This is a genomic window from Lactococcus muris (assembly GCF_042849115.1).
Lineage (GTDB): Bacteria > Bacillota > Bacilli > Lactobacillales > Streptococcaceae > Lactococcus > Lactococcus muris.
Window position 1 is genome coordinate 26,409 of the sequence record NZ_BAAFQO010000015.1, and the last position, 26,651, is coordinate 53,059.

Here is a 26,651-nt window from a genome sequence, read left to right on the forward strand (position 1 = left end):
AAATAAAGATAAAAATTTCTCTATACAGAAAGGGGTTATTATGGCTCATGTACATCCTTATATCACGCTCAACAATACGAAAGAGGCGTTGGTTTATTACGAAAAAGTTTTAGGGGCGAAAAATATTCACCGTGTACCTGTTGGTACAGAACAAGCAGCAGATTTTGGTGTTTCAGCCGATCAAGCCTCAGAGATGACCATGCACAGTCAGTTTGATATTTTAGGCGTAACGATTATGGCTGCGGATAATTTTAAAGGGGAAGAGTTAGGCTATAGCGGTGTTTCTATCATGTTGGATGTGAATGCAGAAGATGCGGAAGCCATGGCAGAAGCTAAAGCTTTTTGGAAACATCTGTCGGAGAGCGGTCAAGTGACAGTCAATATGGCTTTTGAAGAACAGTTTTGGGGCGGTGCTATGGGTGATTTTACTGATAAGTATGGTGTGCACTGGATGTTGCACGCACAACCTTACTCCAAAAATGCTGTCAGATAAAACACAGTTATACGTCGTGCGAGTTTAGCCCCATTAGCTGCTCTATCTGCCTTGCTCTATATCTATATAAAGCGAAATTAAAGAAAGGACTTGCGCGAACAAGTCCTCTTTAAAACCGTATGAAGAATGGTAGCATTTCATTATTCTATAAATAACGTCATTGCTAAAGTTAGGCGTTATTTTTTATGTTCATCGTTGACTTTCAAAAGGAAAAATATGAGAGAATACAGTCTTTTTTCTAGTTCAAGTTTATTTTTTCTAAAGTGCTTGAGTCAAGTTGTTTTTATATATAATCCTACTTTAACTGAAACTTCTAGCTGAAATAAGTTTGAAAAAGTGCTATAATGATTGAGCTATGAACGGAATTCTGAATGTATATAAAGAAGCAGGTTGGACATCTTTTGATGTCGTGGCAAAGCTGCGTGGGATATTAAAAACAAAAAAAATAGGACATGGAGGGACTCTTGATCCCCAAGTAACAGGCGTTCTTCCTATCGCAGTAGGAAAAGCAACAAGGCTTTTAGAGTACATGGAAGAGGCAGGAAAAGTCTATGAAGGCGAAGTGACTTTAGGATTTTCGACAGAAACTGAGGATGCGGAAGGCGCAGTTGTCGAGGTAACGAAAGTGCCTACACATCTATCTTGTGAAACCGTTGATGCTGCAATGGCAAAGTTTTTAGGTGACATCCAACAAGTACCACCGATGTATTCTGCTGTTAAAGTAAAGGGCAAACGTCTTTATGAATATGCGCGTGCTGGAGAGAATGTTGAACGACCTATACGTCAAGTGACGATAAAAGAATTCGTGCGTACAAGTCCAATAAGCTTTGAGGAAGATTGTGCTCGTTTTACTTTTCGTGTGACTTGCAGCAAGGGAACTTACGTTCGCACACTTGCTGTAGACCTATCTGCTGCTTTAGGTTATGCAGGACATATGTCAAAACTGCAAAGAACATCTGCCAATGGTTTACAGATTGGCGATGCATTAACCTTAGGGCAAATTGAAGAATATGTGAAACTGGAAGAAGTTGGGCAGATACTGCAGCCAAAAGAAGTCGCTGTATCTGACTTGCCTCGTATTGACTTAAGTTCTGAACAAGCAGAAGCAGTACGTGTCGGCAAAAAATTTGAACTGTCTGATTTTGCCAATATAGAAGCAGACAAAAAAGTGGCCTTGTTTTACAAGGACAAACTCCTCGCTGTTTATATGAAACATCCCGAAAAATCAGGAATCCTAAAACCACATAAGGTAATAAATTAAAATGAAAACTTTGTATTTTGACGAAATTGAAAATTGGAATGAACCGACTGTCCTTGTTTTAGGCTATTTTGATGGTTTGCACCGAGGACATCAAGCTCTTTTTGCAGAAGCAAAAAAACTCGCAGCAGTTTTGAATTTGAAAATTGCTGTCTTAACCTTTCCAGAAAAACCAACGCTCATTTTTCAAAAGTTTGAACCTGACATGCTATTGAAATTAACCAGTGACAAGAAACGAGAAGAACTTTTTGCAGAAAATGGTGTAGATTATCTTATCTTTAAGGATTTTACTTCTTGTTTTGCCAAACAAACTGCAGAGGAATTCTCCAAGAATGTTCTCGATAAATTCCTGCCTAAAGTTGTTATCACAGGCTTTGATCATAAGACAGGCTCAGATATGACACAGCTCAAAGGCAATGATCAGTACAAAGTTGTTGTTGTTCCAGAGGTTTCTGATGAAAAAGGAAAAATCTCATCTACACGTATTCGTGAGTTGGTGAAAACGGGAGATATTGCGTCAGCCAATGCACTTTTAGGTTATCCCTATGAAATCACTGGAATTGTTGTGCATGGTTTTGCTCGTGGTCGTACGATTGGTTACCCAACGGCGAATTTAGCCATAAAGGACTTCATTCATATTCCGTCTCCAGGAGTTTATACTGTCGATGTCTTATTACAGGGGGAACGTCAAAGAGGATTCGCTTCAATCGGCTACAACGAAACTTTTAACGGTAAAGAAAAGACAGTAGAAATTCATATTTTCGACAAGGATCTGGATCTCTATGGAGAAAAACTAACCGTCCTTTGGTTGGATAAGATTCGTGACATGATTAAATTTGAAAGCGTCGATGCTCTAATTGCTCAGATGAAAGAGGATGAAAAAAAAGCACGTCAATATCAAGAAAAGTAAAGAGAGTCTTATTTGGAATAAGGCTTTTATAAATCTGTCTTTTGCGAAAATGGAACATTAATCTTAGCAGAAAGTTTCAGATTGTGATATACTTAATAAGAACAATTTTTAAGGAGAACATTAATAATGTCACGTAAACCTATTATCGCTGGTAACTGGAAATTGAATAAAAACCTCAAAGAGGTTAAAGAATTTATCGCAAAGATTGATGGCAAATTGCCAACAGAAGACAAAGTAGATGTTGCTATTGCAGCACCTGCACTTTACCTTGTATCAATGGTGCAAGAACGCGGAAATAACCCACTTAAAGTTGCAGCTGAAAATGTTTACTTTGAAAATTCAGGGGCTTTCACTGGTGAAATTGCTCCTGCTATGCTTGCAGCTGAAGGTATCGAATACTCTATCATCGGTCATAGTGAACGCCGTGAATATTTCCATGAAACAGACGAAGACATCAACAAAAAAGCGAAAGCGTTGATTGAAGCTGGTGTAACACCAATCCTTTGCTGTGGTGAAACACTTGAAACTTTTGAAGCTGGTAAAACAGCAGAGTGGGTTTCATCTCAAATCGAAGCCGGTCTTGCTGGTATTGACGGTAAAGATGTTGCGAACATGGTTATCGCTTACGAACCAATCTGGGCTATCGGTACAGGTAAAACTGCGACAGCTGAAATCGCTGACGAAACTTGTGGCGTTGTTCGGTCAACTGTTGAAAAACTTTACGGTAAGGAAGTTGCAGATGCAGTACGTATCCAATATGGGGGTTCTGTAAAACCTGAAACAGTTGCTGAACTTATGTCTAAAGAAAATATCGATGGTGCCTTGGTTGGCGGTGCTTCACTTGAAGCAGATTCCTTCCTTGGTCTGCTTGAAATTTACAAATAATTGATGGAAAGAGAAACTCGTAGGAGTTTCTTTTTTTCGCAGATTTTAAGAGGGAGTGGCATAATAAAACTGTCTGGGTCTCGGATTTTTTATACGTTTATCTTACTTTCTGAAATTTATTTTATTTAATAGATTAAAATGTTACAATAGTGTAAAAGAGGTGATGTGAATGACAGATATAGAATATTCCTATGCCGTTTTAGACATCTTAGAGCAGCTTCAAGAAAATATTCGTAAGCGAGATAACTTAAAACGTGAGGCAAGAAAAAAACAGACAGAAGAAGCAGCAACGATGGCAATGTTGTTTTCCCTTATTATACCTGCTACACTTCTCATTATATTTGTCATTATTGAGACAACCGATTTAATTTCAGTAGCTACTTTTGGGGAAACTTTGGATAACCCTTACATTGTGATTGTTGGCATCTTGCTTTTATGCTCATCTTTTGCTGTATATTCTTATCTCTTTGTAATGCACAGCTGGCGCCAAGGATGGATAAAATTTGGAGCGAAGCGCGTTAAAAAAAGAGTCTATCAAGCCATGAACGATCAGAAAAATGAGATAGGCTTAGAGCTTAAAAACATTTTAGAATCAAGCCTGTTGATGCATTCACGTATTCCAGATAAGTTTTTATCTGTAAGGTCAGTTACTTTTTTAATCCGAACACAGGAAAGCAATCCAGAGATGACTCTAGAAAATGCAATCAGTAAGTTGGAGCAAGATATTAAAAATAAAGACAGTGCACACGTTCTTTTGAGAGAAGATGAGTTATCAATGATTGAAAGAGAACGGCAAAATCGCTATCTTAATTTCTTGGCTGAAATTTTTGAATAAGTATAGAAAGTAAAAGAAAAGAGATGAACAGTAAAGAAAAAGAGGTGCAGTCTGATGCGACAAAAGATTTTGTCAAAGATAAGTATTTTGAAGGAGGAAATTTTTTACTTAAATTACGTCAAACCTTGGTTACTCTAGCCTTTTGGTGGATGATTATCTTCCCACTTTTGACTTTGATAAACTCCATCTCCAGACAGCGGATTTGGAGAAATATCTATCGTTGGACTTGGGCAGATGGTCTGTTATTGGCTCGTGACCTTTTTATCATGGTGATTCTCTCCCTGCTCGTTTTTATTATTATTGGAGGATTTTTTCTACTGAGAAATAACCGTAATTTGAAAAAAATTTATCCGGAGAGAAAAACATACGATGAAGAACGTGCCACGGCCCGTTGTGCAATTTTGGAAGAAGCTTATGCTGAAAGATTTGGGGATAGGGAATTTCGTGAAAATGTCGATTATTATTCTGTCGTTCCTGAAAAAAATCTAGACACAGGCTTTGCTCATGAACGTTTCAAGGACGGAGGTTATCCTTATGAGTGATTCTATACTGCAGAATCTATTTTGGGTGCTTGTCTGCTATCCTTTGATTGGCGCAGTAGGTTGGACCATTGGAGGAATTTATTACCGTTATTTCTACAGGGGACGAAACCGTAAGTTCCACCCAATCATAGCAGCAGAGCAACCGATGGTTTCAATCATGATTCCTGCACATAATGAAGAAGTGATGATTGAGGAAACCATTGAGTATCTGATGAATGAGCTCAACTATGAAAACTATGAGGTACTGGTGTGTGACGATGGCTCCTATGATATGACCTCGGAAATTCTCGCCTCTCTCGCTTTCCGCTACTCGAACCTCAGAGTGCTTCATGTGGAGAAAAATAAGGGAAAAGCACACGCTTTTAATATTGGAATATCTTTTTGTAAGGGTGAATTCGTTCTTTCAAATGATGCGGATACTGTACCTGAGCCAGATGCACTCATCAAGTATATGAATTATTTCATGGATCCGGCTTATCAAAACTGCGCTGCCGTAACGGCCAATATGGATGTTCAAAACCGTTCACTCCTATTAGAAAAGTCGCAGACGGTTGAATTTTCATCCATTGTAGGGATTATCAAGCGAAGTCAATTAGGTCTTTTAGGATCTATGTATGCTTATTCTGGTGCCAATACAATGTATCGCAAAGCTGCTGTTTACGATGCGGGCCTCTTCCGTCAAGACAGGGCAACAGAAGATATTTCCATTGCTTGGGATCATCAGTTGAATGGCTGGCAAGCCTTGTTTGACCCCGATATCATGTTTTATATGAATGTGCCAAGCACTTTGGAAATGCTTTATAAACAACGGAAACGTTGGGCCAAAGGTGGAATTGAAGTTTATTTTACTAATTTTTTCAAGGTTTTTAAACATCCGTTAAAGCATATCAGTCAAGTGGTAATGATGATTGATCAAACGGGCTCTATCTTATGGAGTTTCCTTTATTGCTTTGGGCTTTTCTATATGCTCTTCCGTTTTTTCTGGTTAATACTCAGCCAGCAAACAGAAGCGCTGTTGCACTATGTTGACATGATATTTGTCTTTTACTCCTTTATGGCGATTGTGGGTTCATGGCAGCTTTTTGCAGCTTTAGTTATGGACAATCATGCCAAGAAATTGAAATATCTGTTCTTTGCGCCTGTTTATATGCTCTGGTATTGGCAGGTCAATACTCTGACCATCATCACAACTTTCATCCCAGCTCTAAAAGCAGTCATGGGACTTCAAGGTGAGGGAACTTGGGTAAGTCCAACACGTACTAAGATGAAAGATTAAAAAAGTAAAAGTACTTTACTAAGACATAGAAATGTTGCCTTAGTGGGGTATTTTTTTCTTTTATAGAAGCTTATTTTCAGTGATTTTTTAAAGTGTTCAGTTTTTCCTGGAGTAAATTTTCTTAAAATTGGTCTTCCTGTAAAAGTATATTCGTGTTAAAATGTAACCGTATTCAAAAATGGGAGGAGGTCGTAATGAAAGGAGAAATTCCTAATAGCCAGCAGCGCAAATTTGTTATCTTGGAACGCTTAATGAATCAGGAACATTTGAGCTACAAGAAGCTTTCTGAGGAGTATTTTGTCTCAAGAAGCAGTATTGCCAATGATATATCATACATAAAAAAACTGCTGGGACCTGAAGAGATAAAAATGACCTTTGATAATTCAGGGACTTATCTCAAAGCTACCGAGGTACAATTTCAAAAAATAATAAAACAAATTATACTGGCTGCCTTATCAGACGAAAAAAGGAATTACTTTATCGATGATATTTTATTGTCACAGATATCCACCATTTTTTACCAACTTCTGAGAGAAAGAAAACTTGATATTTCGGAAAGTTATGGGCAAAATATAGTCGTTTCTATCGCTGTTATGGTACAGCGAGGGAAGGCGGGAAAGTACATTGAGATCCAAGAAAGGGATAAGTTAGAAGAACTGATATCCGGCTTTAATATTTATCCCTTTACCCATGATTTACTTCAAAAAATTGAAAATGCAGGAATTTACCAATTTTCTTTGGAAGAGGTTCAGCATCTTAGTCATATTATTGCAGGCAGCGGATGGAATATTTTCGAAAGTCAAGACAGTGTGCCCCTTAAGTTTCGTAAAGAAACTGAACGTTTTATAAAAAGAGTTTGTGAAAATATCGATATAGATATTTTCAGTGATATACGCTTACAAGAAGAACTTGCTGTCCATCTCTACCAACTTTTATTACGCACGGAGGCGCAAAATTCAGTACACAATCCTTTGACTGAGGAGATGAAAAAACGCTATCCTGCGCTGTACGGTATTGTCTGGTTAGCTTTGCAGGATTTTGATAAGCAATATCCGCTTGAACTCTCTGATGATGAATTAGGTTTTATTGTTATTCATTTTCAAGCAGCGATTGAACGTGTGAAAAGAGTAAATAAAATCTTGCTTGTCTGTCCAAATGGTGTTGGGGCAAGTTCTTACATTTCTGCCAAAATTGCTCATATTCTACCAAGTAGCACCAGTATTGAAACGGTATCAGTGACTCATCTAGAGAATGTTGATATGAGTAAGGTTGCATTTATTGTGACGACAATGGATTTGCCTAAGGTAGAAAAAGCAGTTGTCAAAGTTACGACCATGCTTACGGCTAAAGATATGAAAGCCATTATGAATCAATTTATAGATTTTATTGAGGAGGAAAAGAAGCAAGATTTACTGCTAGAAAATGTAAAAAAAGTGGATCTTTTTGATCACATTTATTTTTTAGACTTAAAGACTCGAGAAGAAGTTTTGAACTATCTGATTGCGCAGCATGAATTTGATGATGCCCATCAAAAAGCTAACTTTATGCTGTCACTCTGGGAGTCAGAAAAAATCGGAACCTATTTAGAAAATGGATTTGCTTTGCCACATGGTAGTCCAAAATATGTTAACAAGAAGAATATTTCGGCTGTAGTATTGAATAATCCAATCAGCTGGGGAGGAAAAGATGTAGATATTATAGTCTTACTTATGGTACCGGAAGATTATAAAACAATGGAACCTGTGATGAAGATGATTATCCGAGGGATGAGTGACAAGGAGTGGTTTATTTCTAAGATGATAGAAGAAAGGAAGGTTTAAATAGAATAAAAGTCATGAAAAAAAGAGAAAAAGAAATTTTCAATCCTTATATTCAATTCAAAGACAAGGTCGAAACCTGGCAAGAGGCCATACAGTGTGCTGCTCAACCACTTTTGGAAAACGGACTAATTGAAGAACGCTATATCGATGCGATGATTCAGAATGTGATTGAACACGGCGAGTATATTATACTCGTACCGAAAGTGGCTTTACCTCATGCACGTCCAGAGTCAGGTGCAAAGGGGACAGCAGTGAGCATTTTACGTTTAGAAAAGGCTGTAGCATTTAGCGAAACAGAGGATGTATCATTGATTATCTGTTTAGCTACCAGAAACAATACAGAGCATCTGGAACTGCTGACACAACTTTCTTCCTTGATTGATGATGAAGAAAAAGTGGAGTTATTGTTAGGAATTAAAGAAAAACAAGCTTTTATTGAAAAAGCAAATGAAATTATTCAGAAGGAGACTTAGAAGATGTTAAAAGTAATTACAGTATGTGGAAATGGTATAGGAAGTAGCAACTTACTTGCTATGAAAGTGAATCAAATTGCAAAGGCAAATGGAATCGAAGTTGATGCAAGACCAAGTGACTTTAACGCAGCGATGGGAGAAGCAGCTGATTTATTTGTTACGGTTGATGAATTTGCCAACCAGTTCCCTGAGGGGAAAAAGGTAGCAGTTGTACGTAGCTACGTGAATAAAAAACAAATTACAGAAGATGTTCTTCCTGTTTTGCAAGAGATTGTGGCAGAAAAAGAATAACTTCAATTGTCTATAAATAACTTTAGGAGGATTAAAGGTGATATTTTTAGAGTTTGTTAGAGATCTATTCAGTGAACCAGCGTTTCTGATTGGTATGGTGGCCTTTGTTGGTCTGCTTGCATTAAGAGCGCCGGCGCATAAAGTTATGACTGGGACTCTAGGTCCGATTCTTGGCTATTTGATGCTTGCAGCTGGTGCAGACGTTATCGTAGGGGCGATGGATCCCTTGTCCAAGATGATTGAAAAAGGTTTCAACATTACAGGAGTCATTCCAAATAATGAAGCGGTTGTCGCAACAGCGCAGGATATTTTGGGAGTTGAAACAATGTCCATCCTTATCGTTGGACTGGTAGTTAACCTCTTGATTGCTCGCATTACACGTTATAAATATATTTTTCTGACAGGACACCACTCATTCTTTATGGCTTGTTTACTTTCAGCTGTGCTTGGTGCTCTCGGCTTTAAAGGTGCAATGCTTGTGGCCACTGGAGGATTCTTTTTGGGAGCATGGAGTTCGATTTCTCCAGCGATTGGCCAAAGATATACTCTCAAGGTTACAGATGGTGATGATATTGCGATGGGACATTTCGGATCAGTTGGATACTATATTTCGGCTTGGATTGGAGGACTAGTGGGCAAAGGCTCTAAATCTACAGAAGATATTCAAGTTTCGGAAAAATTTGGTTTTTTACGTAATACCACAATTTCAACTGCATTGATTATGATCATTTTCTATCTGGTTTCTGCAATCGCAGCTGGATCAGACTTTGTAATGACACTATCGGGTGGACAATCTCCTTACTTATTTGCTATCATTAGTGCCCTCAAGTTTGCTGTTGGAGTTGCCATTGTTTATGCTGGTGTTCGTATGATTTTACAAGACTTACTCCCTGCATTTCAGGGCATTGCTGAAAAGATTATTCCGAATGCTGTACCAGCAGTTGACTGTGCGGTATTCTTCCCTTACGCTCAAACTGCTGTAATCATCGGCTTTATCTCAAGTTTTGCTGCAGGATTGGTTGGTATGGCGATTCTGGGAGCTGTTGGAGGAGTGCTTATCATTCCAGGGCTTGTTCCACATTTCTTTTGTGGCGCGACAGCCGGTGTTTATGGAAATGCGACAGGAGGAAGACGAGGGGCTATCGTTGGTGCATTTGTCAATGGACTGGCAATCACCTTCCTTCCAGCATGGCTTTTACCAGTCTTGGGAAATCTAGGATTTGCTAATGCTACATTTGGTGATTTTGACTTTGGTACGATTGGTATACTTCTTGGTCGTGTTGGTGGAACATTTGGTCAAATGGGTATCTGGTTACTTGTAGCTTTTACTGTGCTTGTATTATTCCTCCCAAGCGTCTTGAGACCCTCAAAACGTGCGATAAATAATGTTGAATTTGAAGGAGAAGAAAAATGAAATTTGATATTGAGATATATTCTGATGGAGCCGTAATTTCAGACATGCTGGCAATGAAAGAAAAAGGACTTGTAACGGGATTTACAACGAATCCCTCGCTCATGAAAAAGGCAGGGATTACGGATTACATAGCTTTTGCGCGTGAGGCCTTGGATAAGGTTGAGGGGTTGCCTATCAGTTTTGAAGTTTTTGGAGATGATTTTGAAACTATGGAAAAAGAGGCTCTCCTCATGGCTGAGTTGGGTGAAAATGTTTTTGTGAAAATTCCTATCACAAATACTTTAGGAGAATCCAGTGTACCGTTGATTAAAAAACTCTCTGCTCAAGGTTTAAAGTTGAATGTGACAGCTTTAATGACTGAAAAGCAGGTAGAAGATACGGTTGAAGCTCTTGCGCCAGATACTGAAAATATAATTTCGGTCTTTGCAGGTCGCATTGCAGACACAGGGATTAACCCGAAACCTTTGATGAGAAAGGCGCTAGACATTTGCCGCCAAAAAGAAGGGACTAAACTGCTCTGGGCTTCAACACGTGAAGTTTATAATATTATCCAAGCAGAAGAACTTGGGGCTGATATTATCACTGTACCACCAGCAATTCTCGACAAATTAAGCATGTATCATATGGATTTGGAACAACTTTCGCTTGATACTGTAAGAATGTTTAACAAGGATATAAAAACACTTGGCTTTACAATATTAGACTAGATTAAATCAAAAAACGCTTGAAAATTTTTCAAGCGTTTTTGCTTTGTGCTCATAATGCACAGCTATTCATCAGGAAATTCATTCCCTCTTTTTCAGATAATCAGAATAATATTCTTTAAGCAAATTGATGATTTGCTTGCCGATTAAATAATAGTCTTCGGTAGGAAGATTGGCTTGAGAAATGCGAAGTGTGCCACTCGAAGCTCCAAAACCTGTACCATCCATTAAAACGACACCATTTTTATCTGCCAGATTGAGCAGAAACTCAAGGTAATCAAAGTTCTCCTCGAGATAAGTCCGGAATTTTTTACCAAAACGAATTTCAGCTAAATGGTAGATATCAACCAGCGTATAGTATTTGGCATTTTCTTTAGAATTATCAGGCTCTAATTTCATTGCTTTGAGCAAATCTTGATAGCGTTCATCGATAAGAGACTCGCAGGCCTCAAAGTAAGGATCCGTTTCCTTACGATGGATCAAGTGTGTGAAAGCAAAGAGCACTTCCATGATTTGCTGAGGTGTTGAGAGTCCAGCCGTATGATAAAGCCCAACAGAACGAGAGTCAGCAACGATGCGTTCAATGAAAGGCAATTCTGCTGTATCATGAGTAACAATATCATAGCGTTTATCTAGCTTCTCAATGTCTTCAGGATCAAGTTCAGAAATGAGACGATCAAACACATTATCTTCTTGCATAGCAATAAGACCTAAACGCCAACCTGTTGCCCCAAACAGTTTTGAGAAAGAGTAAACCAAGATTGTATTATAAGGGGCAACGCTGTAAACAGATTGGAAATCTTGGACGAAAGTTCCATAGACATCATCTGTAATAATAATCAAATTAGGGTTTTTTTCAACAGCACGTTTCAAGGCTTGAAGTGTTTCTTGATTGAAAGCTTTAGACCCTGGATTTGACGGGTTTACTAAAAAGAACGCTTTAATATCAGGATCAGATAATTTTTCAATTTCTGTTTCTGGAATGTTCCAATGATCACTTTCATCAGAAGTTATGAGTGTTTCTACCAGGTTAAATTCGCTCAGTCCAGGCAACTGCAAATAAGGGGTAAAAATAGGTGTATTGATAGCAATTTTGTCACCAGGAACAACCAGTTTATTACGCTTAAGTGAGTTGAAAATATAGACAATAGCTGCTGTTCCCCCTTCTGTCGGGAAAATCTGTGTCTTATCTTCGAGATGAACGCCATTATAGAGGATTTTCTCCATAAAACGATTCAGTATAATTTCTGTATTTTTCAAACAACGGCTGGGCACCGGATAGTTGTTTCCAATGGCACCATCGATAAACTCTTTAATCACTTCGTCAATATTGAGTTTGAGATCAATCTCGATATAGTCCATATAGTCCATCACATCAATCAAAAACTTATCGATCTCATCATCATCGGGTTCTAGAAAGGCCTCAAATCTTTGCCCAATCCCCTTTAACGTCGTGTAACCAGCCATGTCGGTTTTTTCGATGGTACGAAGGGAGTCTTTGATACCAAATTCAATCAGACGATTGAAAGCCAGGCGTGCTTTTGTATTAATCCAGTTTGGATTACCACGTCCAGCATTTAAAAAGATATTGTCTTTCTTATTTTTTTCTGCCAGTTTAAGCATTTCAAAGCTGACTTCAAATGCTCCTAAACCAGTGTAGTCAGTAATGGTAACTTCTTTTTCCATATGTTCTCCCAGCTGAATTTATTGAACCTTTGCTATTAATTATAACATAATAAACAAAAACAATTTGACTAAAATAGTATAAAATGATAAAATTTTTGCTTGTTTTTTGTTACAATAGAACGATATGAGTTTTTTTGAATCCGAGAATATCTGACTTTTTCCATCCAACTTCTCTTATTCAATATTTTGGGACTCTTGATTCGAGAAATTAGGAATAGGAGATAGACTTGGAACAAGTAAGGAGCTTAAACAGAATATGAAGAGGAATAAAAGTGAGTAAAAATAAAGCAACAGCAGCTTATATCCATATCCCTTTTTGTTCACATATTTGTTATTACTGTGATTTTGCTAAAGTTTTGATGACGGGCCAACCTGTCGCGGACTATATTGATGAGCTGCTTAAAGAATATGATTCTTATCAAATTACAAGTTTAAAGACGCTCTATGTCGGTGGTGGAACCCCAAGTGTTCTGCCTGCTGACCAGTTAGAAAAGCTCTTAACCCATTTGACGAAAAACTTGGATTTGGGTGAACTTGAAGAATTCACAGTAGAGGCCAATCCTTCTGATTTGACAGATGAAGTTCTTGCTGTGTTGGCAAGCTCACCAGTTAATCGAATTTCCCTTGGCGTACAATCTTTTGATGACAAGTTGCTGAAAAAGATTGGTAGAACGCATACAGAAGCTCAAGTTTACAGAGCTATTGAGCGTTTGAGTGCTGCAGGTTTTGAAAACATCACTATTGATTTAATCTATGGTTTACCCAACCAAACAATGGAGATGGTCGAAAGAGATGTGAAGAAGTTTTTGGATTTGAATCTGCCTCATGTCGCATTGTACAGCTTGATTTTGGAAGACCATACCATATTTATGAATCGTCAACGTCGAGGGCATTTACGTTTGCCTTCTGATGAACGCAATGCAGATATGTATGAGTACATTGTTGATACACTTACATCCAATGGTTATTCTCATTATGAAGTGTCAAACTTTGGAAAAATAGGTTATGAAAGTAAGCATAACTTGACTTACTGGGACAATGCTGAATATTACGGTATCGGAGCCGGAGCCTCAGGGTATTTGGATGGCATCCGCTATAAAAATCACGGTCCGATTCATCATTATTTACGTGAAGAAAACAAAAGAGTCAATGAAGAAATTTTAACACGTAAAGAGATGATTGAAGAAGAGATGTTTCTGGGCTTACGTAAGAAATCAGGAGTCTCTAGGGAGAGATTTCAGGAAAAATTTAAGCAAAAACTTGAAGATGTCTATGGAATGATTATTCAAGACTTGATTGCCCAAAAGTTACTTTTTGAAGCTGAAGGTCGTATTCAAATGACAGAAAAGGGCTTTGAATTAGGGAATGAAGTGTTTGAACGATTTCTTTTAGATTAAGTATGCATTTGAGAAAAAGATTACGTCAATCTATGTTACAATGGTGTGAATGAAGAGTAAAAATAGTAATATGAGAAAAAAACTTACCCCTCTAGCAACTGTTATTATTGCTGGGATTTTTACTGCCTTAGTCTTTATTTTTGGAAATTTGCGTTATCAAGTTCCTGAGGCAGTAGCCACAAATCACAACAAGGAAGAAACAGTAGTTGTAAATAAATTATTGGCAAATAACGAAGTTGATTTAAACAGGTTTGCTGTAGATGTATCTGCCTGGCAACGTCCTGAAGATATTGACTATAATTTGATGAGCCAAGAAATTATTGGAGCTATCGTGCGTGTCCAGACTGGAAAGTCGAGTAAAGACAATGCAGCTGCCTATAAAAATGGTGAAGATAGACAGTTTAAAACACATATAACAGAATTACAAAAACGTGGTGTACCTGTTGCTGTTTATGCATATGTAAATGGGAAAAACATTGAAGAAATGAGGGAACAAGCTCGTTTATTTTATGAACGCGCACATCCTTTTAATCCAACCTACTATTGGCTTGATGTTGAAGAAGTGAGTATGAATAATATGAGCGAGGGAGTTGAAGCCTTCCGTACAGAACTTGAGAAGCTGGGTGTAAAGAATATTGGGATATATGCACAAGATTGGTTCTTAAACGATCACAGGATTGATTCAAGTCATTTTAGCTCCATTTGGATGGCTGACTATGGTAGAAATACCGGTATGTGGGACAGCTCTCCTAAAACAACTTTAAGTTATGATATGCACCAGTTTACAGACCGTGGGCGCCTTTCTAGCTATGGTGGACACTTGGACTTGAACCTGATTCGTACTCAAGAGCAGTATGACAAACTTTTTAGAAATCCTCAATAAAGCAAAGACAAAAGAAAAGCAGACGAAAGTCTCTTTTCTTTATGAGCTTTTAGAAGTAATGAAAAATTGAGCAATATGAATGAGAAAGGTATAAAAATAGGAATAAGAATGGCAAAGAAAAAACAAATAAGACTTAAGGCAAGTGCAGGGATTCTTAGTACAATTGCCATTCTTGGATTAGGTTTCCTCAAGGCAAATCCAGAAATTTTATCCACGGTTTCCGGCATATCTTCTCAGAATCAGCCAAAACAAAGTCAACAACTGAAAAAGTTTAGTAAAGTTGACTTTGGAAGTATTGAGGACAAGGTTCCTACACAGTCACTCGCTCAATCCGTTCTAACGCCCTCGATTAAAAAGAATTTAAAAGGAGCGGTTGCTTATAATGGAGCAGGTGCTTTCATTATAAACGCTAATAAGACAGAGCTTAACGCAAATGTAAACAGTGCGCCATATGTACAGCTGGCGAGTCAAGATAGTTTGGGTCGCCCTAGGCTGGCAAACGCTTTACTGAACAAGAGCAGCCGTCAATATAAAAAACGTACAGAAACATCAGGAGCAGACGGAAAGTCCAATGCAGCAAAAATAAATCCTGTTGGCTGGAAACAACTGATGATTCCAGAAGGTCCGTATACAACGCTTTATAACAGAGGCCACTCCATTGGCTATGCTTTGGCTGGAAACATTAAAAGTTTTGATGCTTCGGAGGCAAACCCTAGAAATATTAGCACTCAAACATCATGGGCTAATCAGTCCAGTAATGGGAATGATGAAAATACAGGGCAAAACTATTATGAGGGTTTAGTGCGTAGAGCGCTAGACAGGAACAAAACGGTACGCTATCGTGTTGAACCACTTTATGAAGGAAATGACTTGGTTCCTTATGGTACACATATGGAAGCAAAATCCAAGGATGGCAGTTTAGAGTTTAATGTTTTTATTCCAAATGTACAACCAGGAGTTCAGATTGATTATTCCACTGGAAAGGGAACGTTGATGCGGTAAGAAGATATAAAAAATGTAGGGACACTGGTGAACGGGTCTCTACATTTTTTATATCTTCTTAAAAAGGAAAAATTAAATTTTATCGTATTGATCTAAGCCATAGCTTTCAATCATTTGGATGAGTTTTTCAGTATAGGCAGGGTCAGTTGCATAACCAGATGTTTGAACGGCTCGAGCAGCTTCTTTGTAATTTTTAGCAGCAAGGACACTCGCATATTGTTGGGGATTCCATGTTGTTCCTTTGGTAAAAAGATAAGCATGTCCTTCTACGGAGTCCTTCCAACTGTCATAAACGCGAAATTGCGCTTTTACAGTAATCCATTGGTTATTTTCAAACTCCTTTGTTTCCAGAGTGACAGTTGGAACGTTACCATAAGCCTTTATCCCAAAAATATTGTAATACTTGGCAGCAAGTCCACTTTGCCCAAAATCACTTTCCAGAGCTGCTTGAGCAAGGGTTAGAGAGGCAAGTACATTATATTTTTTCTGTGATTCTTGAGCGTAAGGAGCAATTGTGCGGATGAAGTTATATTCGGTAGTAGTTTCAACTTGTGTGGCAAGTTCAGTCGTATTTCGATTGTCGCTTGTATGCATGGTTCTGAAAGCCAAAAGAAGCACTGCAATAAACAGAAAAATCAAAAACTGTAAAATAAAACGAAAGAAATTTCGAGGTTTAGAAGAGGTTCTTCGGCGATTTTTATCATATGTCATGGAACTAGTATAACAAAAAAGTAACAATCTGTGTGCAAAGATGCAAAGATATTGTAATCTAAAAAGACTAATAGAGGGGATCTTTTGAATGTAGGACGATGAAAAAGCTAATATTTAGCGGGTGTAGACATTATCTTCCATTTTTTTCCTTAATAGACTGTGTTTCGAACTGTGGAAGAGGGAGAAGCGATGTTAGACGGCGAAGAAGTTCTTGACGGTAGTCAGAGCGCCCCACAATAAGTGTCATCTTACTGAAGATATAACAAGACAGAAGAGTGACTGCAAAATTTGGTAACGTGAGATAAGTTAGAAGAGAAAGGCTCAGAACAATGACATCACCGCTAAATAAAACCTTATCAACCTTGAAGCTCCATTTTTCTTCCAGAATACGCCCCAGAAGTAAAGTTCCGCCAAAAGTTCCTTCAGATATGACAACCAAACCAGCTGCTATTCCGGATAAAAGACCATCAAAGAGACCGGCGAAGATAATATTAGAAAACTGGATTCCCGTGACTCCGGCAGCTTCGAAGATAATCATCCAGATACTCATGGCAGCAGCTCCCGGAATGCTGAGGAGAATTTCTCGTGAAGAGAGGTATTTTCGACCAAAGATAAAGAGAGGAATGTTGACGAGAAGAAAAGTTATAGCGGGATTAATCCCAAAGACAAAGTCCATCAGTACAGAAAAACCGGCGACACCATTGCTGGCCAAGCGGTTGGGAATTACAAAAAGTTGTACAGAGAGGACATAAAGCCCTACCCCGATAAGTAATATCAGTAAATCTCGTATAAAATATTTATCTATTTTCACGTTTAAAAGTGTCATGCTTTCTCCTTAACTGTTCGTTATTTCTAAGATACTTATGAATTTTCGAATAAAATAATTTCATATCAGACTGTAGACAAAATCTTTCTACTAAAGAGTGCTTCTTTCTTGATAGATGAAGTGTCTTTTAGCCCTCTTTGGAGCTGCCAAGAAAGCATTCAACCACAGTTGGGAGCTTTCGCTTCCACGGACGGTCTGTAAGTAAAAACTGTGACATATCCTACCAGTAGAAAACTTTCCTTGCATGCGAGTCTGTTCGTTTTGATCATGTCTTTTGGGCATTAATGTTTAGTTTATTGCCCTTCCGCTGTATTTCTTATTAATTTTAAACGGAGTACCTTGTTTTAGTGTTGTAACCTTTATTATTACATTTGAAACTTAAGCAGAACTGTAATTACGACAGGAGCAGTATTCTCATTGGCTCAGGGCAACTATAAAATCATTTTTATTAAAAACAGGGGAATTTTAATTTTTTAGCTTGATTTAAGCAGTGGAAGATATAATAAAAGCATTCCAAATAATACTCTTTTTTGTAACATCTTTAGATTCTCACCATGGTGGGGATCTTTTTTGTGGTATGAAAATGTAAATTTCATGCTTGGTTTTTTGAAACTTCTCGAAGTCTAGATTTTCTTTTAAAACTGGCAGATACAGCCCTCATTAGTAGCAAGGATACCTTTAAGAGGGGAAGCTCTGTCAGGCTGTGGTATAATTATCAGATGAACTACGAAAATTATATCTGGGATTTGGGCGGAACTTTGCTCAACAATTATGAAAGTTCCAGTCACGCTTTTGCTGCGACGCTTTGGCAAAAGGAAGAACGGGTTGTCTTGCATGATGAGGTTTATGCTGCTCTTAAGGTGTCAACAGCATATGCCATTGAACAATATGCTGGTCATATTCCAGGATTTCTAGCTGCATATAGAAGATTAGAAGCAGAAGGATTAGAGAGGCCAATTTTATTTGAAGGTGCAACGGAGCTTTTGAAAAATATTGTCACTCAAGGCTATAAAAACTTTATGATTTCACATAGAGATAAGCAGGTTATTACTATACTGAACGCAGCACATATTTCTCAGTATTTCACTGAAGTAGTAACAGCAGATGATGGCTTTCCTCGTAAGCCAGCACCAAATTCTATCAATTACCTATTGCAAAAATATAATTTAAATCCGAAGAAAACAGTGATGATTGGGGATCGAGTGTTAGATATCGAAGCTGGACAGGCTGCGGGCGTTGATACGGTTTTCTTTGATCGTCATCAAGAATGTTCATCGGCAACGAAAAATATCAAAAAATTAACAGAGCTTATGGAGTGAAGTAGATTATGTTGAATACCTTTCTTATTTCTAATGAAAAGGCAGTAGGACCTGGTTTTGGCTTATTTGGTGCCGATCATTTATTTGCCTTAGCTTTATTAGCACTTCTCAGTTTTATACTGACGCGTACATATGTCCGAGCGAATGATACTCAGCGAAAAAAACTTCGCTTAGCTATTGCTTCCTTTATTCTCTTAACAGAAATTATTAGAGACCTTATTTTAGTGATGACAAGCCAGTTTGAATATGCCAGCAGCTGCTGTACAGTTTGACTTTGCCCAGAGCAGCTTTTGCCCTTTTAACTCCTAACTGGGTAACAAATAATTTTGTTAACCTTTTCGTATGGCAGAGTTTTCTGATTCATTGTTTGTTAATAACTTATGTTTTGATGCGTTTAATGGCTAAAGAGATTGTTCCTCACTGGCGCAATTTATGGCGTCCTACACTCTTCTTAATGATTGTAGTACCTATCTGTGCGTTCTTCAACCAGATTTGGAACCAAAACTTTTTCTTTCTCAGAATACCGGTTCCTGGTAGTCCACTTGAGCCACTCTATAATATTTTTGGTTATTACTATATTGTAGGACTGATTGTGACTGTCTTAATTTTCTGGACGATTATTTACCTGCCTTGGTCATGGAAAAGCTTTTCAAAAATACATGCTAATTAAGTTGTGTATTTTCTCACGTAGCGAATCAGAAATGGCTTTAGGCTGCTCTTTTTCTATGTTTTTTTATACTGATTATCAATCTTGTATATATCGCGCTATATAGTAAAAAAGAGCAGATTATGCTATAATTATAGACAAGTATTTTCAAAGAAATGAGATTATTTTGAACGAAGAAAATAAAGAACAAATTGAAAAAATGGTCGAAGAATATGATGCCAGTCAGATTCAAGTCCTAGAAGGACTTGAAGCTGTTCGTATGCGTCCTGGGATGTATATTGGTTCAACCTCAAAAGAGGGCTTACATCATTTGGTGTGGGAGATTGTTGATAATTCTATCGATGAAGCACTTGCCGGATTTGCTAGCCATATTGAGGTGTTTATTGAGCCTGATAATTCTATCACAGTTGTGGATGATGGCCGAGGAATTCCTGTAGATATTCAAGAGAAAACAGGTCGTCCAGCTGTTGAAACAGTTTTTACCGTGCTCCATGCTGGAGGTAAGTTTGGTGGTGGCGGCTATAAAGTTTCTGGCGGCTTGCATGGTGTTGGTTCTTCCGTTGTTAATGCCTTATCAACACAGTTAGACGTAACAGTTCATAAGGAAGGGCAAAAGTATTACCAAGAGTATCGCCGTGGTGTAGTTGTGGCAGACTTGGCAGTTATCGGTGAAACAGATAAGCGTGGTACGACTGTTCACTTTACGCCAGACCCAACTATTTTTACTGAGACACAAGTTTTCGATTATGAAAAACTAGTAACACGTGTCCGGGAATTGGCTTTCTTGAACCGAGGGTTACGCATTTCTATCACTGATAAACGTGAAGGACAAGAAGACAAACATGCCATGTTTCACTATGAAGGTGGTATTCAATCTTACGTTTCATTCATTAATGAAAATAAAGAAGTTATTTTTGATACACCTATCTATACAGAGGGGGAACTGGATGGTATCACTGTAGAAGTTGCCATGCAATATACCGGCACCTATCACTCAACAATCATGTCTTTTGCCAATAATATTAATACGCACGAAGGCGGAACTCATGAACAAGGTTTCCGTACAGCTTTAACGCGTGTCATTAATAACTATGCCAAAGCTCAAAAACTCCTCAAAGACAATGAAGAAAATCTGACAGGGGACGATGTACGTGAAGGCTTGACAGCTGTTATTTCCGTGAAACACCCGAATCCACAATTTGAAGGGCAAACCAAAACAAAACTGGGAAATAGTGAAGTGACGGGTATCGTCAATAAACTTTTCTCGGAAGCTCTACAGACGTTCATGTTAGAAAATCCTCAGGTAGCTAAGAAGATTGTTGAAAAGGGTATTCTTGCAAGTAAGGCACGTATTGCAGCTAAGCGTGCGCGGGAGGTAACTCGTAAAAAATCAGGCCTGGAAATTTCTAACCTCCCTGGTAAACTTGCCGACTGCTCATCTAATGATCCTGAACAAACAGAACTTTTTATTGTCGAAGGAGATTCGGCTGGAGGTTCTGCAAAATCTGGACGTAATCGTGAGTTCCAAGCGATTTTACCTATTCGAGGTAAAATCCTAAACGTGGAAAAAGCAACAATGGATAAAATTCTGGCAAATGAAGAAATCCGTTCTCTTTTTACGGCTATGGGTACAGGCTTTGGTGCAGACTATGACTTGTCAAAGGCACGTTATCATAAACTGGTTATTATGACTGATGCTGACGTGGATGGTGCGCATATTCGTACGCTTTTGCTCACACTCTTCTATCGTTATATGCGTCCAGTAGTTGAAGCAGGCTATGTTTATATCGCTCAGCCTCCAATTTATGGAATTAAGGTAGGATCAGAAACAAAAGAATATATCCAGCCTGGTGAGAACCAAGAGCGAGATCTTAAGCTTGCGCTTGAAAAATGGTCGCAAGGACGTGCCAAACCAACAGTACAACGTTATAAAGGTTTAGGAGAAATGGATGATCACCAGCTTTGGGAAACAACTATGGATCCTGATGCGCGTTTGATGGCCCGCGTTTCTGTTGAGGATGCCGCAGAAGCAGACAAGATTTTCGATATGCTTATGGGAGACCGTGTGGAACCACGTCGTGAATTTATTGAGGCGAATGCCCAATACTCAACTATTGATGTATGATAGATTAAAAAATCTGGATTAAAGTAAAAATCAACAAAAAGTGCTTACCCACATGCAGAGCAACTTATGGGTAAGCACTTTTTGTTTTGAACTTTTAGCTTTTTACATGTTCCTTTTCTCTCTTGCCTGGCAAGTTTAGCATTTTTTCTTTAAGATAAGGTACAGTACTGTAACCATAGCCTGATAAAAGAGTGAAAACAGGTATTGCCTGTATTAAATAACGGCTTCTTCCTCCCTCAAATAATAATAAGAACATCATTAATCCAATCATGGCTAGGAGCAACCACATTATCTTGAAATCATATTTTTCTTTTAAAGTTGAAAGCAATATACCTAAAACCATAATAATATATATTATTTGGGAAAAAAATCTATAGACAAAAGTATTTTCTCCGTTTTGATAACCCGGTCCGTTATCATCTGTATAAATGAAACTTCTCAAAAATTCTCCAAATTTTGAATGGATAAAAGGAGAAAGTTTTTCACTGTCATTAAGGTTTGGTTTCACCATAAACCCCGTCCTACCTCCGCCATCAGCTCCCCAAGCATAGGTGCCATCATGTGTATTTTTATAATATTTTCCATATAAAAATTGGACGTATCCCACAACTCCTAACTTCTTAAGCCTCTGTTTGATTACTTCAATATTGACTTGTTTCTTTTCTTTGGCAGTTTTTGCTGATCGTGTAAGGTTCACGTCTGCTTTATTGTACATACCATTTTTAGATAAACCCAGCATCATAAAATGTGTTGAAGGAAATTCTTTATCTTTATCAAAGTGAACAATTGTTTGATGATTTACATATACTTTCAAAGGTGCTGCAAATAGCAAGGCTCCAATGAAAAATACTGCTAAAGGGATGAGCAAGGTTTTTATTTTCGTGCATTTAAGTGCAGAAAGCAGAAAATATGCTATCACAAAAATAATCGCTGAGGGTTTTAAATAATAAGCTACAGCGCTAGAAAAACCAGCTGCTAGTAAATAGGTAAATCTATGTAGAGGTTCGGTATTCTTTTGATCCCACTTGCTCAGAAAGAACATACCTAAAGCAACAAAAGGCAATACAAATGTATCGCTATAGGTATTTAAAAGCCAAGGAGTAAAGCCCAGCGTTGCCATAAATATCAATGTACTGTATCTCGCTGCACGTTTTCCAAATAGTGTTCTCGCTGTGAAGAACAAGATTATTATTGAAAAATCAATTGCTATAATATTTAAGATTTGTAAAGCTGTTAAACTATGAACGGCTTTCATTAATAGGAAAAGTAAAAAATTATTAGGATACATTTGTAAATAGGGTGATTTTTCAATATTTAGATCCCCTACGGCATGATGATAGAGTCCCCAGATGTCATAACCCGCAAGTCCTGAAGCGAATAAAAGGATAATGATTTGAAAGAAGACCATTATTCCAAACAGTACGAATAAATGATTGGTTAAAAATTCTATAGAAGTAATTCCCCATTTTTTAAGTTCACTTCGCTTTAAATATGCTACGGTCATGATAATCAAGGCAGCTATGAAAATATAGCCTCCATTTTTGGAGAAGACTTTATCTATCGCAAAATTGTCTGATCTCACGGTATTAAAAAGCCAGAGGGCGCTAAATAGAAAGGCTAGTACGAATATCGCTTTATTTATAAACTTGTCGAACTTATCTTTATATACTTTTTTTATCACTTTAATCTCTTTCCTTTTATTTTTGACATTGGCTTTGCTTTTAAGTTATACAGGGTTCAAATAATTGGAGTATGCCCTGTCTGCGCCTTCTTAATAGTCTATCAATTACATGATTTTTAATTCTGTGTACAGTATAGCACAATATTCAGTCATTATCATCTGCTCATTAGCTGTAACATCATATATTTTATAAATGCCTAATCATGCAAATGGAGTAAAGAGCAATCCATTTAAAATCTAGTGTCTGTCATGTATTTATCTGACATTTTGGAGAAGTTATGCTACAGGTAAAAAATTAAAGTCTTTGACTTTAACTGCTGATGTTTTTCACACTCTTGCAAAATATTGCTTCTAGCCAGAAGGGGTGAATTTTTTATATTAGGACTTGAGATACCGCTTTCATTTTGCTATAATAGAATTATCCAGTAGGATACTCCTTATAGTTTTTAGCTCTTTGCTTATGCAAGGAGATTTTTATTTTTACAAAGTGTTTGTTTAGAATAGTCCTCATTTATGGAGGGCTATTTTTTCGCATACATTTTTTTAATGATGGAGTGAAGAAAAGTCTTCCATTGCCAGTATGCTTTCACAAAGAGTAAATTATTGACAATTTATTATAAAGAGAATATAATACTAACAGTATTAAATAATTAACAGTGTTAGAGATGAGGGGTATGGATTACAATCAAGCAGCAGAAACTTTTTTATCTTGTGTAAAAAATCGAAGTAAAACTGAAGTTATGAGCCGTTTTAATAAATACGCGCATGGTGAAAAATTGGTTTTGAGGGAGTTATACAAAAATACGGGCTCACCTGTTTTACCCAGTGATATAGCTAAACAAACCAGTATGAGTACGGCTAGGATAGCGACTATCCTCAACAATCTTGAGGAAAAGGGACTTGTTACACGGGAGATTTCCCGTCTCGACCGTCGGAAAATTTTGGTCGCAATTACAGCCAAAGGGCGAGAAGAAGCAGAACGATCAAGAAAAGAAGCCATCAGTCGTATTGCAAAAATTCTGGAACGAATGGGTGAGGAACGCACCAAAAGCTTTATTGATAATGTCCAACTCTTTTTTGACTTAGCAATGGAAATATTCGAGGAGGAAAATGAAAAAGTATGATTGAGGAACGAGTAAAAGGTCAGCCACTTGATAGGCAGGGGAGTCCTTTTAATCGGGGAATTATTCTTACACTTATTTTGGTAGCCACTTTTGGAGGGATGCTCATGCAAACCTCACTGGGAACAGCGATGCCCACATTAATGAATGATTTTAACGTTTCGTTAGCTACAGGACAGCAGGCCACCACATGGTTTTTATTGGCAAATGGTATTATGATTCCTGTATCTGCCTATTTGGCAACAAAATTTTCAACACGTTGGCTGTATTTAATTGCCTACGCAATCTTGTGGGTAGGGATGTTTGCAGCTTATTCAGCACCCACATCAGCATGGAATGTTTTTCTGGCTGCTCGTATCTTGCAAGCAATCGCTGTTGGGATTTCAATGCCGCTGATGCAGGTTGTTCTAGTCAACATGTTTTCACCAAAACAAATGGGAGCAGTCATGGGAACCATGGGACTTGTTATTGGTCTTGCTCCAGCTATTGGTCCAACCTATGCTGGCTGGATTTTGGATAAAAATCATGTTATTTTAGGCTTTACTTTAGAACAATCATGGCGAACAATTTTTTTAATTCCCATGCTTGTTATCACGATTTGTTGGGTATTGATGCTGATATTTATGCGGGATATCGTACCAAATCGTGATGTAAGTTTGGATTTTCTCTCATTATTAGAGTCAGTTCTTGGCTTTGGTCTTTTTTTATGGGGCTTTACTAACGTTGCGAGTGATGGGTGGGATAACCTTCAAACGGTTATTTTACCAATCATTGCAGGTGTTGCTATTATCGCCATATTTGTGCGCCGCCAATTGCATATGAAAAATCCTTTTTTAGATGTTTCCGTATTTAAAAATAAACAATTTGCTTTAACAACAGTTGTTATGGCGCTTTCGATGATGGCTATGATGGGTGTTGAGATGATGTTGCCTTTGTATATGCAACAAGTGCACGGTCTCTCACCTTTGAGTTCAGGTTTGACACTCTTACCTGGTACCTTGATGATGGGGATTGTGAGTCCACTTGCGGGAGCTGCCTACGACAAGGTGGGAGTTAAACGCTTAGCTCGTGTTGGCTTTACAATTTTAGCTATTGGTACAATACCATTTATATTTTTGACAACAACGACTCCTGAGCATTTTATTACAGTTCTTTATGGTTTACGGATGTTTGGTATTGCCATGGTTATGATGCCTTTAACTGCATCAGCCATGAATGCCTTAGCACGTGAGCAATCTGCGCACGGTACTGCAGCAAACAGTACAGCACGCCAAGTAGCCTCAGCTGTTGTTGTAGCGCTCCTAAGCTCCGTAACTCAAAATATAATTACTCATTCACAACCCGCAGCAAGCTTAAAAGATTCAAATCCACTTGCTTTTGCAGGCGACATGTTGGAGGCGATGCTTAAAGGTTATCATGCATCTTTTGCCCTTGGTTTATCTTTTGCTCTTTTTGGGCTGATTCTTTCATTTTTCCTTCAAGGGCATGTTGCAAAAGGAAAAAAAGAAGTAGGGGGTGTAAAATAGTGATTATCATCTTTATTATTTTATTTGCACTTTCAACTTTTTTTGGATTTATGTATATCAATAAAGAGGTTTGGCGTGCTTTTGTAGGTGGACTCTCTTTGCTTTTACTCACAATATCTGTTATGCTTCTGACACTGCATATCAAAGACAATTGGGGGATGGAAAAAAGAACATCAACAGAGACAAAAATAATCTACACCGCAGGTCCCCTTGATGTTGGATTTGGAATGCTCCTAAAGTCAGAAATTGGTAAAGCTACTCATAACTATGTGCTGGTCTACCGTACAGATGAAAAGGATAAAGAACCGGTCGCTCACTTCCAGCCCGACGAAAAGCATTTGGTTGAAACTTTGAAAAAAACTGCAGACTATAAACGGACAGATGACTCAGAAGCTAAGCTTGTGATAAGAACAGTAAAATGGCAATTTAAAAATAGTTTTATGAGACTTCTTTTTGGTATCGGTAACGAAGAGGGCAAACTTGTTTCTGAACATGCACGTGCTTATGTACCTAAAGATACTTGGCTGGTCTTGACACAAGAAGAAGCGAAAAAACTGCAGGCGGCAGCACCAGCGATGCGAGCAAAATTTGAAGCATTTTTAAAGGCTAATCCAATACAAGCGAGAGAAGTGATGGAACTGCAAAAGAGCAATCCAGAGGAGTTTGCGAAGCTCCAAGTCAGCCAAATAAAAGAGCAGCTTGGCTTTAAAGAATAGCTAGAAAGTCTGGGGACTTCAGACTTTTTTTATTTATGTTATCCGGCAGCATTTGTAACTCAAATGTAATATTTTTGCTCTATAAATACT

The 26,651-nt window shown here is 37.9% G+C and carries 26 protein-coding genes; 22 read left to right on the forward strand and 4 right to left on the reverse strand.

Going from position 1 to position 26,651, the window contains the following annotated elements; genetic code table 11:
• The first annotated feature begins 40 nt into the window (after positions 1-40).
• From ACGHCK_RS09200 to ACGHCK_RS09255, 12 genes are all read left to right on the forward strand, one after another.
• The gene (locus ACGHCK_RS09200; protein WP_251421759.1) at positions 41-493 is read left to right on the forward strand and encodes a VOC family protein; all 453 of its coding nucleotides are present in this window, start codon (positions 41-43) and stop codon (positions 491-493) included.
• 355 nt (positions 494-848) lie between these two features.
• Complete coding sequence (gene truB, locus ACGHCK_RS09205; protein WP_271328168.1) at positions 849-1,754, forward strand: tRNA pseudouridine(55) synthase TruB; 906 nt, start codon at positions 849-851, stop codon at positions 1,752-1,754.
• Between the two features lies 1 nt (position 1,755).
• Positions 1,756-2,661 (forward strand): bifunctional riboflavin kinase/FAD synthetase, encoded by a 906-nt coding sequence (locus ACGHCK_RS09210; RefSeq protein ID WP_202230387.1) that lies wholly within the window; start codon positions 1,756-1,758, stop codon positions 2,659-2,661.
• A gap of 126 nt (positions 2,662-2,787) precedes the next feature.
• Complete coding sequence (tpiA, locus tag ACGHCK_RS09215) at positions 2,788-3,546, forward strand: triose-phosphate isomerase (RefSeq protein WP_202230386.1); 759 nt, start codon at positions 2,788-2,790, stop codon at positions 3,544-3,546.
• Positions 3,547-3,715: 169 nt separating this feature from the next.
• Complete coding sequence (locus ACGHCK_RS09220; protein WP_202230385.1) at positions 3,716-4,381, forward strand: hypothetical protein; 666 nt, start codon at positions 3,716-3,718, stop codon at positions 4,379-4,381.
• 23 nt (positions 4,382-4,404) lie between these two features.
• Positions 4,405-4,923, forward strand: a complete 519-nt coding sequence (locus ACGHCK_RS09225) for a hypothetical protein (RefSeq protein ID WP_251421769.1) — start codon at positions 4,405-4,407, stop codon at positions 4,921-4,923.
• A complete protein-coding gene (locus ACGHCK_RS09230) occupies positions 4,916-6,199 on the forward strand; it encodes a glycosyltransferase family 2 protein (RefSeq protein ID WP_202230383.1) in 1,284 nt (427 codons plus the stop codon). The genes ACGHCK_RS09225 and ACGHCK_RS09230 overlap by 8 nt, the downstream gene beginning before the upstream one ends.
• A 194-nt stretch (positions 6,200-6,393) precedes the next feature.
• On the forward strand, positions 6,394-8,019 hold the full coding sequence (locus ACGHCK_RS09235; protein WP_202230382.1) for a BglG family transcription antiterminator: 1,626 nt from the start codon (positions 6,394-6,396) through the stop codon (positions 8,017-8,019).
• Between the two features lie 14 nt (positions 8,020-8,033).
• Positions 8,034-8,492 (forward strand): PTS sugar transporter subunit IIA, encoded by a 459-nt coding sequence (locus ACGHCK_RS09240; RefSeq protein WP_202230381.1) that lies wholly within the window; start codon positions 8,034-8,036, stop codon positions 8,490-8,492.
• A gap of 3 nt (positions 8,493-8,495) precedes the next feature.
• Positions 8,496-8,783 (forward strand): PTS sugar transporter subunit IIB, encoded by a 288-nt coding sequence (locus ACGHCK_RS09245; protein ID WP_202230380.1) that lies wholly within the window; start codon positions 8,496-8,498, stop codon positions 8,781-8,783.
• 94 nt (positions 8,784-8,877) lie between these two features.
• Complete coding sequence (locus ACGHCK_RS09250; protein WP_251421812.1) at positions 8,878-10,197, forward strand: PTS ascorbate transporter subunit IIC; 1,320 nt, start codon at positions 8,878-8,880, stop codon at positions 10,195-10,197.
• On the forward strand, positions 10,194-10,904 hold the full coding sequence (locus ACGHCK_RS09255; protein ID WP_251421775.1) for a transaldolase: 711 nt from the start codon (positions 10,194-10,196) through the stop codon (positions 10,902-10,904). The genes ACGHCK_RS09250 and ACGHCK_RS09255 overlap by 4 nt, the downstream gene beginning before the upstream one ends.
• A 78-nt stretch (positions 10,905-10,982) precedes the next feature.
• Here the strand turns inward: ACGHCK_RS09255 and ACGHCK_RS09260 are convergent, their stop codons facing one another.
• Positions 10,983-12,587, reverse strand: coding sequence for a bifunctional aspartate transaminase/aspartate 4-decarboxylase (locus tag ACGHCK_RS09260; RefSeq protein ID WP_271328166.1), 1,605 nt, complete (start codon positions 12,585-12,587; stop codon positions 10,983-10,985).
• Between the two features lie 272 nt (positions 12,588-12,859).
• Here ACGHCK_RS09260 and hemW point away from each other — a divergent pair, with 272 nt between their 5' ends.
• The 3 genes from hemW (at position 12,860) to ACGHCK_RS09275 (ending at position 15,869) form a co-directional block, all read left to right on the forward strand.
• The gene (hemW, locus tag ACGHCK_RS09265; RefSeq protein ID WP_202230376.1) at positions 12,860-13,984 is read left to right on the forward strand and encodes a radical SAM family heme chaperone HemW; all 1,125 of its coding nucleotides are present in this window, start codon (positions 12,860-12,862) and stop codon (positions 13,982-13,984) included.
• Positions 13,985-14,054: 70 nt separating this feature from the next.
• Positions 14,055-14,867 carry a glycoside hydrolase family 25 protein gene (locus ACGHCK_RS09270; protein WP_251421781.1) on the forward strand — a complete coding sequence of 271 codons (813 nt, stop codon included), beginning with the start codon at positions 14,055-14,057 and terminating at the stop codon, positions 14,865-14,867.
• 108 nt (positions 14,868-14,975) lie between these two features.
• A complete protein-coding gene (locus ACGHCK_RS09275; protein WP_251421784.1) occupies positions 14,976-15,869 on the forward strand; it encodes a DNA/RNA non-specific endonuclease in 894 nt (297 codons plus the stop codon).
• A 72-nt stretch (positions 15,870-15,941) separates the two neighbouring features.
• Here the strand turns inward: ACGHCK_RS09275 and ACGHCK_RS09280 are convergent, their stop codons facing one another.
• Both ACGHCK_RS09280 and ACGHCK_RS09285 read right to left on the reverse strand, forming a co-directional pair.
• Positions 15,942-16,580 (reverse strand): glycoside hydrolase family 73 protein, encoded by a 639-nt coding sequence (locus ACGHCK_RS09280; protein ID WP_202230373.1) that lies wholly within the window; start codon positions 16,578-16,580, stop codon positions 15,942-15,944.
• A 130-nt stretch (positions 16,581-16,710) separates the two neighbouring features.
• Positions 16,711-17,406: a YitT family protein gene (locus tag ACGHCK_RS09285; protein ID WP_251421787.1), complete on the reverse strand. Its 696-nt coding sequence runs from the start codon at positions 17,404-17,406 to the stop codon at positions 16,711-16,713.
• A 719-nt stretch (positions 17,407-18,125) separates the two neighbouring features.
• Here ACGHCK_RS09285 and ACGHCK_RS09290 point away from each other — a divergent pair.
• The 4 genes from ACGHCK_RS09290 to gyrB all read left to right on the forward strand — a co-directional run bounded on the left by ACGHCK_RS09290 (position 18,126) and on the right by gyrB (position 21,517).
• Positions 18,126-18,725 carry an HAD family hydrolase gene (locus tag ACGHCK_RS09290; RefSeq protein WP_202230371.1) on the forward strand — a complete coding sequence of 200 codons (600 nt, stop codon included), beginning with the start codon at positions 18,126-18,128 and terminating at the stop codon, positions 18,723-18,725.
• Between the two features lie 8 nt (positions 18,726-18,733).
• The gene (locus ACGHCK_RS09295) at positions 18,734-18,997 is read left to right on the forward strand and encodes a TMEM164 family acyltransferase (RefSeq protein WP_251421790.1); all 264 of its coding nucleotides are present in this window, start codon (positions 18,734-18,736) and stop codon (positions 18,995-18,997) included.
• Between the two features lie 2 nt (positions 18,998-18,999).
• Positions 19,000-19,395 (forward strand): TMEM164 family acyltransferase, encoded by a 396-nt coding sequence (locus tag ACGHCK_RS09300; protein WP_407513544.1) that lies wholly within the window; start codon positions 19,000-19,002, stop codon positions 19,393-19,395.
• 163 nt (positions 19,396-19,558) lie between these two features.
• On the forward strand, positions 19,559-21,517 hold the full coding sequence (gene gyrB / locus ACGHCK_RS09305; protein WP_251421796.1) for a DNA topoisomerase (ATP-hydrolyzing) subunit B: 1,959 nt from the start codon (positions 19,559-19,561) through the stop codon (positions 21,515-21,517).
• Positions 21,518-21,611: 94 nt separating this feature from the next.
• Here gyrB and ACGHCK_RS09310 read toward each other — a convergent pair whose 3' ends face one another.
• Positions 21,612-23,198, reverse strand: coding sequence for a glycosyltransferase family 39 protein (locus ACGHCK_RS09310; RefSeq protein ID WP_271328164.1), 1,587 nt, complete (start codon positions 23,196-23,198; stop codon positions 21,612-21,614).
• 674 nt (positions 23,199-23,872) lie between these two features.
• On the opposite strand from ACGHCK_RS09310, the gene ACGHCK_RS09315 reads away from it, so the two are divergent.
• The 3 genes from ACGHCK_RS09315 to ACGHCK_RS09325 are packed head-to-tail and all read left to right on the forward strand — an operon-like array spanning position 23,873 to position 26,561.
• On the forward strand, positions 23,873-24,322 hold the full coding sequence (locus tag ACGHCK_RS09315; RefSeq protein WP_202230369.1) for a MarR family winged helix-turn-helix transcriptional regulator: 450 nt from the start codon (positions 23,873-23,875) through the stop codon (positions 24,320-24,322).
• A complete protein-coding gene (locus ACGHCK_RS09320) occupies positions 24,319-25,845 on the forward strand; it encodes an MDR family MFS transporter (RefSeq protein WP_251421802.1) in 1,527 nt (508 codons plus the stop codon). Before ACGHCK_RS09315 ends, ACGHCK_RS09320 begins: the two co-directional genes overlap by 4 nt.
• Positions 25,845-26,561, forward strand: a complete 717-nt coding sequence (locus ACGHCK_RS09325) for a DUF4811 domain-containing protein (RefSeq protein ID WP_202230367.1) — start codon at positions 25,845-25,847, stop codon at positions 26,559-26,561. The genes ACGHCK_RS09320 and ACGHCK_RS09325 overlap by 1 nt, the downstream gene beginning before the upstream one ends.
• Positions 26,562-26,651 lie beyond the last annotated feature (90 nt).

Coding starts and splice junctions, on each gene's coding strand:
- ACGHCK_RS09200 (WP_251421759.1), top strand. CDS start 41: ATGGCTCATGTACATCCTTATATCACGCTCAACAATACGAAAGAGGCG.
- ACGHCK_RS09250 (WP_251421812.1), top strand. CDS start 8,878: ATGGTGGCCTTTGTTGGTCTGCTTGCATTAAGAGCGCCGGCGCATAAA.
- ACGHCK_RS09275 (WP_251421784.1), top strand. CDS start 14,976: ATGGCAAAGAAAAAACAAATAAGACTTAAGGCAAGTGCAGGGATTCTT.
- ACGHCK_RS09245 (WP_202230380.1), top strand. CDS start 8,496: ATGTTAAAAGTAATTACAGTATGTGGAAATGGTATAGGAAGTAGCAAC.
- ACGHCK_RS09280 (WP_202230373.1), bottom strand. CDS start 16,580: ATGACATATGATAAAAATCGCCGAAGAACCTCTTCTAAACCTCGAAAT.
- ACGHCK_RS09230 (WP_202230383.1), top strand. CDS start 4,916: ATGAGTGATTCTATACTGCAGAATCTATTTTGGGTGCTTGTCTGCTAT.
- ACGHCK_RS09240 (WP_202230381.1), top strand. CDS start 8,034: ATGAAAAAAAGAGAAAAAGAAATTTTCAATCCTTATATTCAATTCAAA.
- ACGHCK_RS09320 (WP_251421802.1), top strand. CDS start 24,319: ATGATTGAGGAACGAGTAAAAGGTCAGCCACTTGATAGGCAGGGGAGT.
- ACGHCK_RS09210 (WP_202230387.1), top strand. CDS start 1,756: ATGAAAACTTTGTATTTTGACGAAATTGAAAATTGGAATGAACCGACT.
- ACGHCK_RS09235 (WP_202230382.1), top strand. CDS start 6,394: ATGAAAGGAGAAATTCCTAATAGCCAGCAGCGCAAATTTGTTATCTTG.
- ACGHCK_RS09285 (WP_251421787.1), bottom strand. CDS start 17,406: ATGACACTTTTAAACGTGAAAATAGATAAATATTTTATACGAGATTTA.
- ACGHCK_RS09270 (WP_251421781.1), top strand. CDS start 14,055: ATGAGAAAAAAACTTACCCCTCTAGCAACTGTTATTATTGCTGGGATT.
- ACGHCK_RS09225 (WP_251421769.1), top strand. CDS start 4,405: ATGAACAGTAAAGAAAAAGAGGTGCAGTCTGATGCGACAAAAGATTTT.
- ACGHCK_RS09295 (WP_251421790.1), top strand. CDS start 18,734: ATGTTGAATACCTTTCTTATTTCTAATGAAAAGGCAGTAGGACCTGGT.
- tpiA (WP_202230386.1), top strand. CDS start 2,788: ATGTCACGTAAACCTATTATCGCTGGTAACTGGAAATTGAATAAAAAC.
- ACGHCK_RS09260 (WP_271328166.1), bottom strand. CDS start 12,587: ATGGAAAAAGAAGTTACCATTACTGACTACACTGGTTTAGGAGCATTT.
- ACGHCK_RS09255 (WP_251421775.1), top strand. CDS start 10,194: ATGAAATTTGATATTGAGATATATTCTGATGGAGCCGTAATTTCAGAC.
- ACGHCK_RS09220 (WP_202230385.1), top strand. CDS start 3,716: ATGACAGATATAGAATATTCCTATGCCGTTTTAGACATCTTAGAGCAG.
- truB (WP_271328168.1), top strand. CDS start 849: ATGAACGGAATTCTGAATGTATATAAAGAAGCAGGTTGGACATCTTTT.
- ACGHCK_RS09315 (WP_202230369.1), top strand. CDS start 23,873: ATGGATTACAATCAAGCAGCAGAAACTTTTTTATCTTGTGTAAAAAAT.
- ACGHCK_RS09290 (WP_202230371.1), top strand. CDS start 18,126: ATGAACTACGAAAATTATATCTGGGATTTGGGCGGAACTTTGCTCAAC.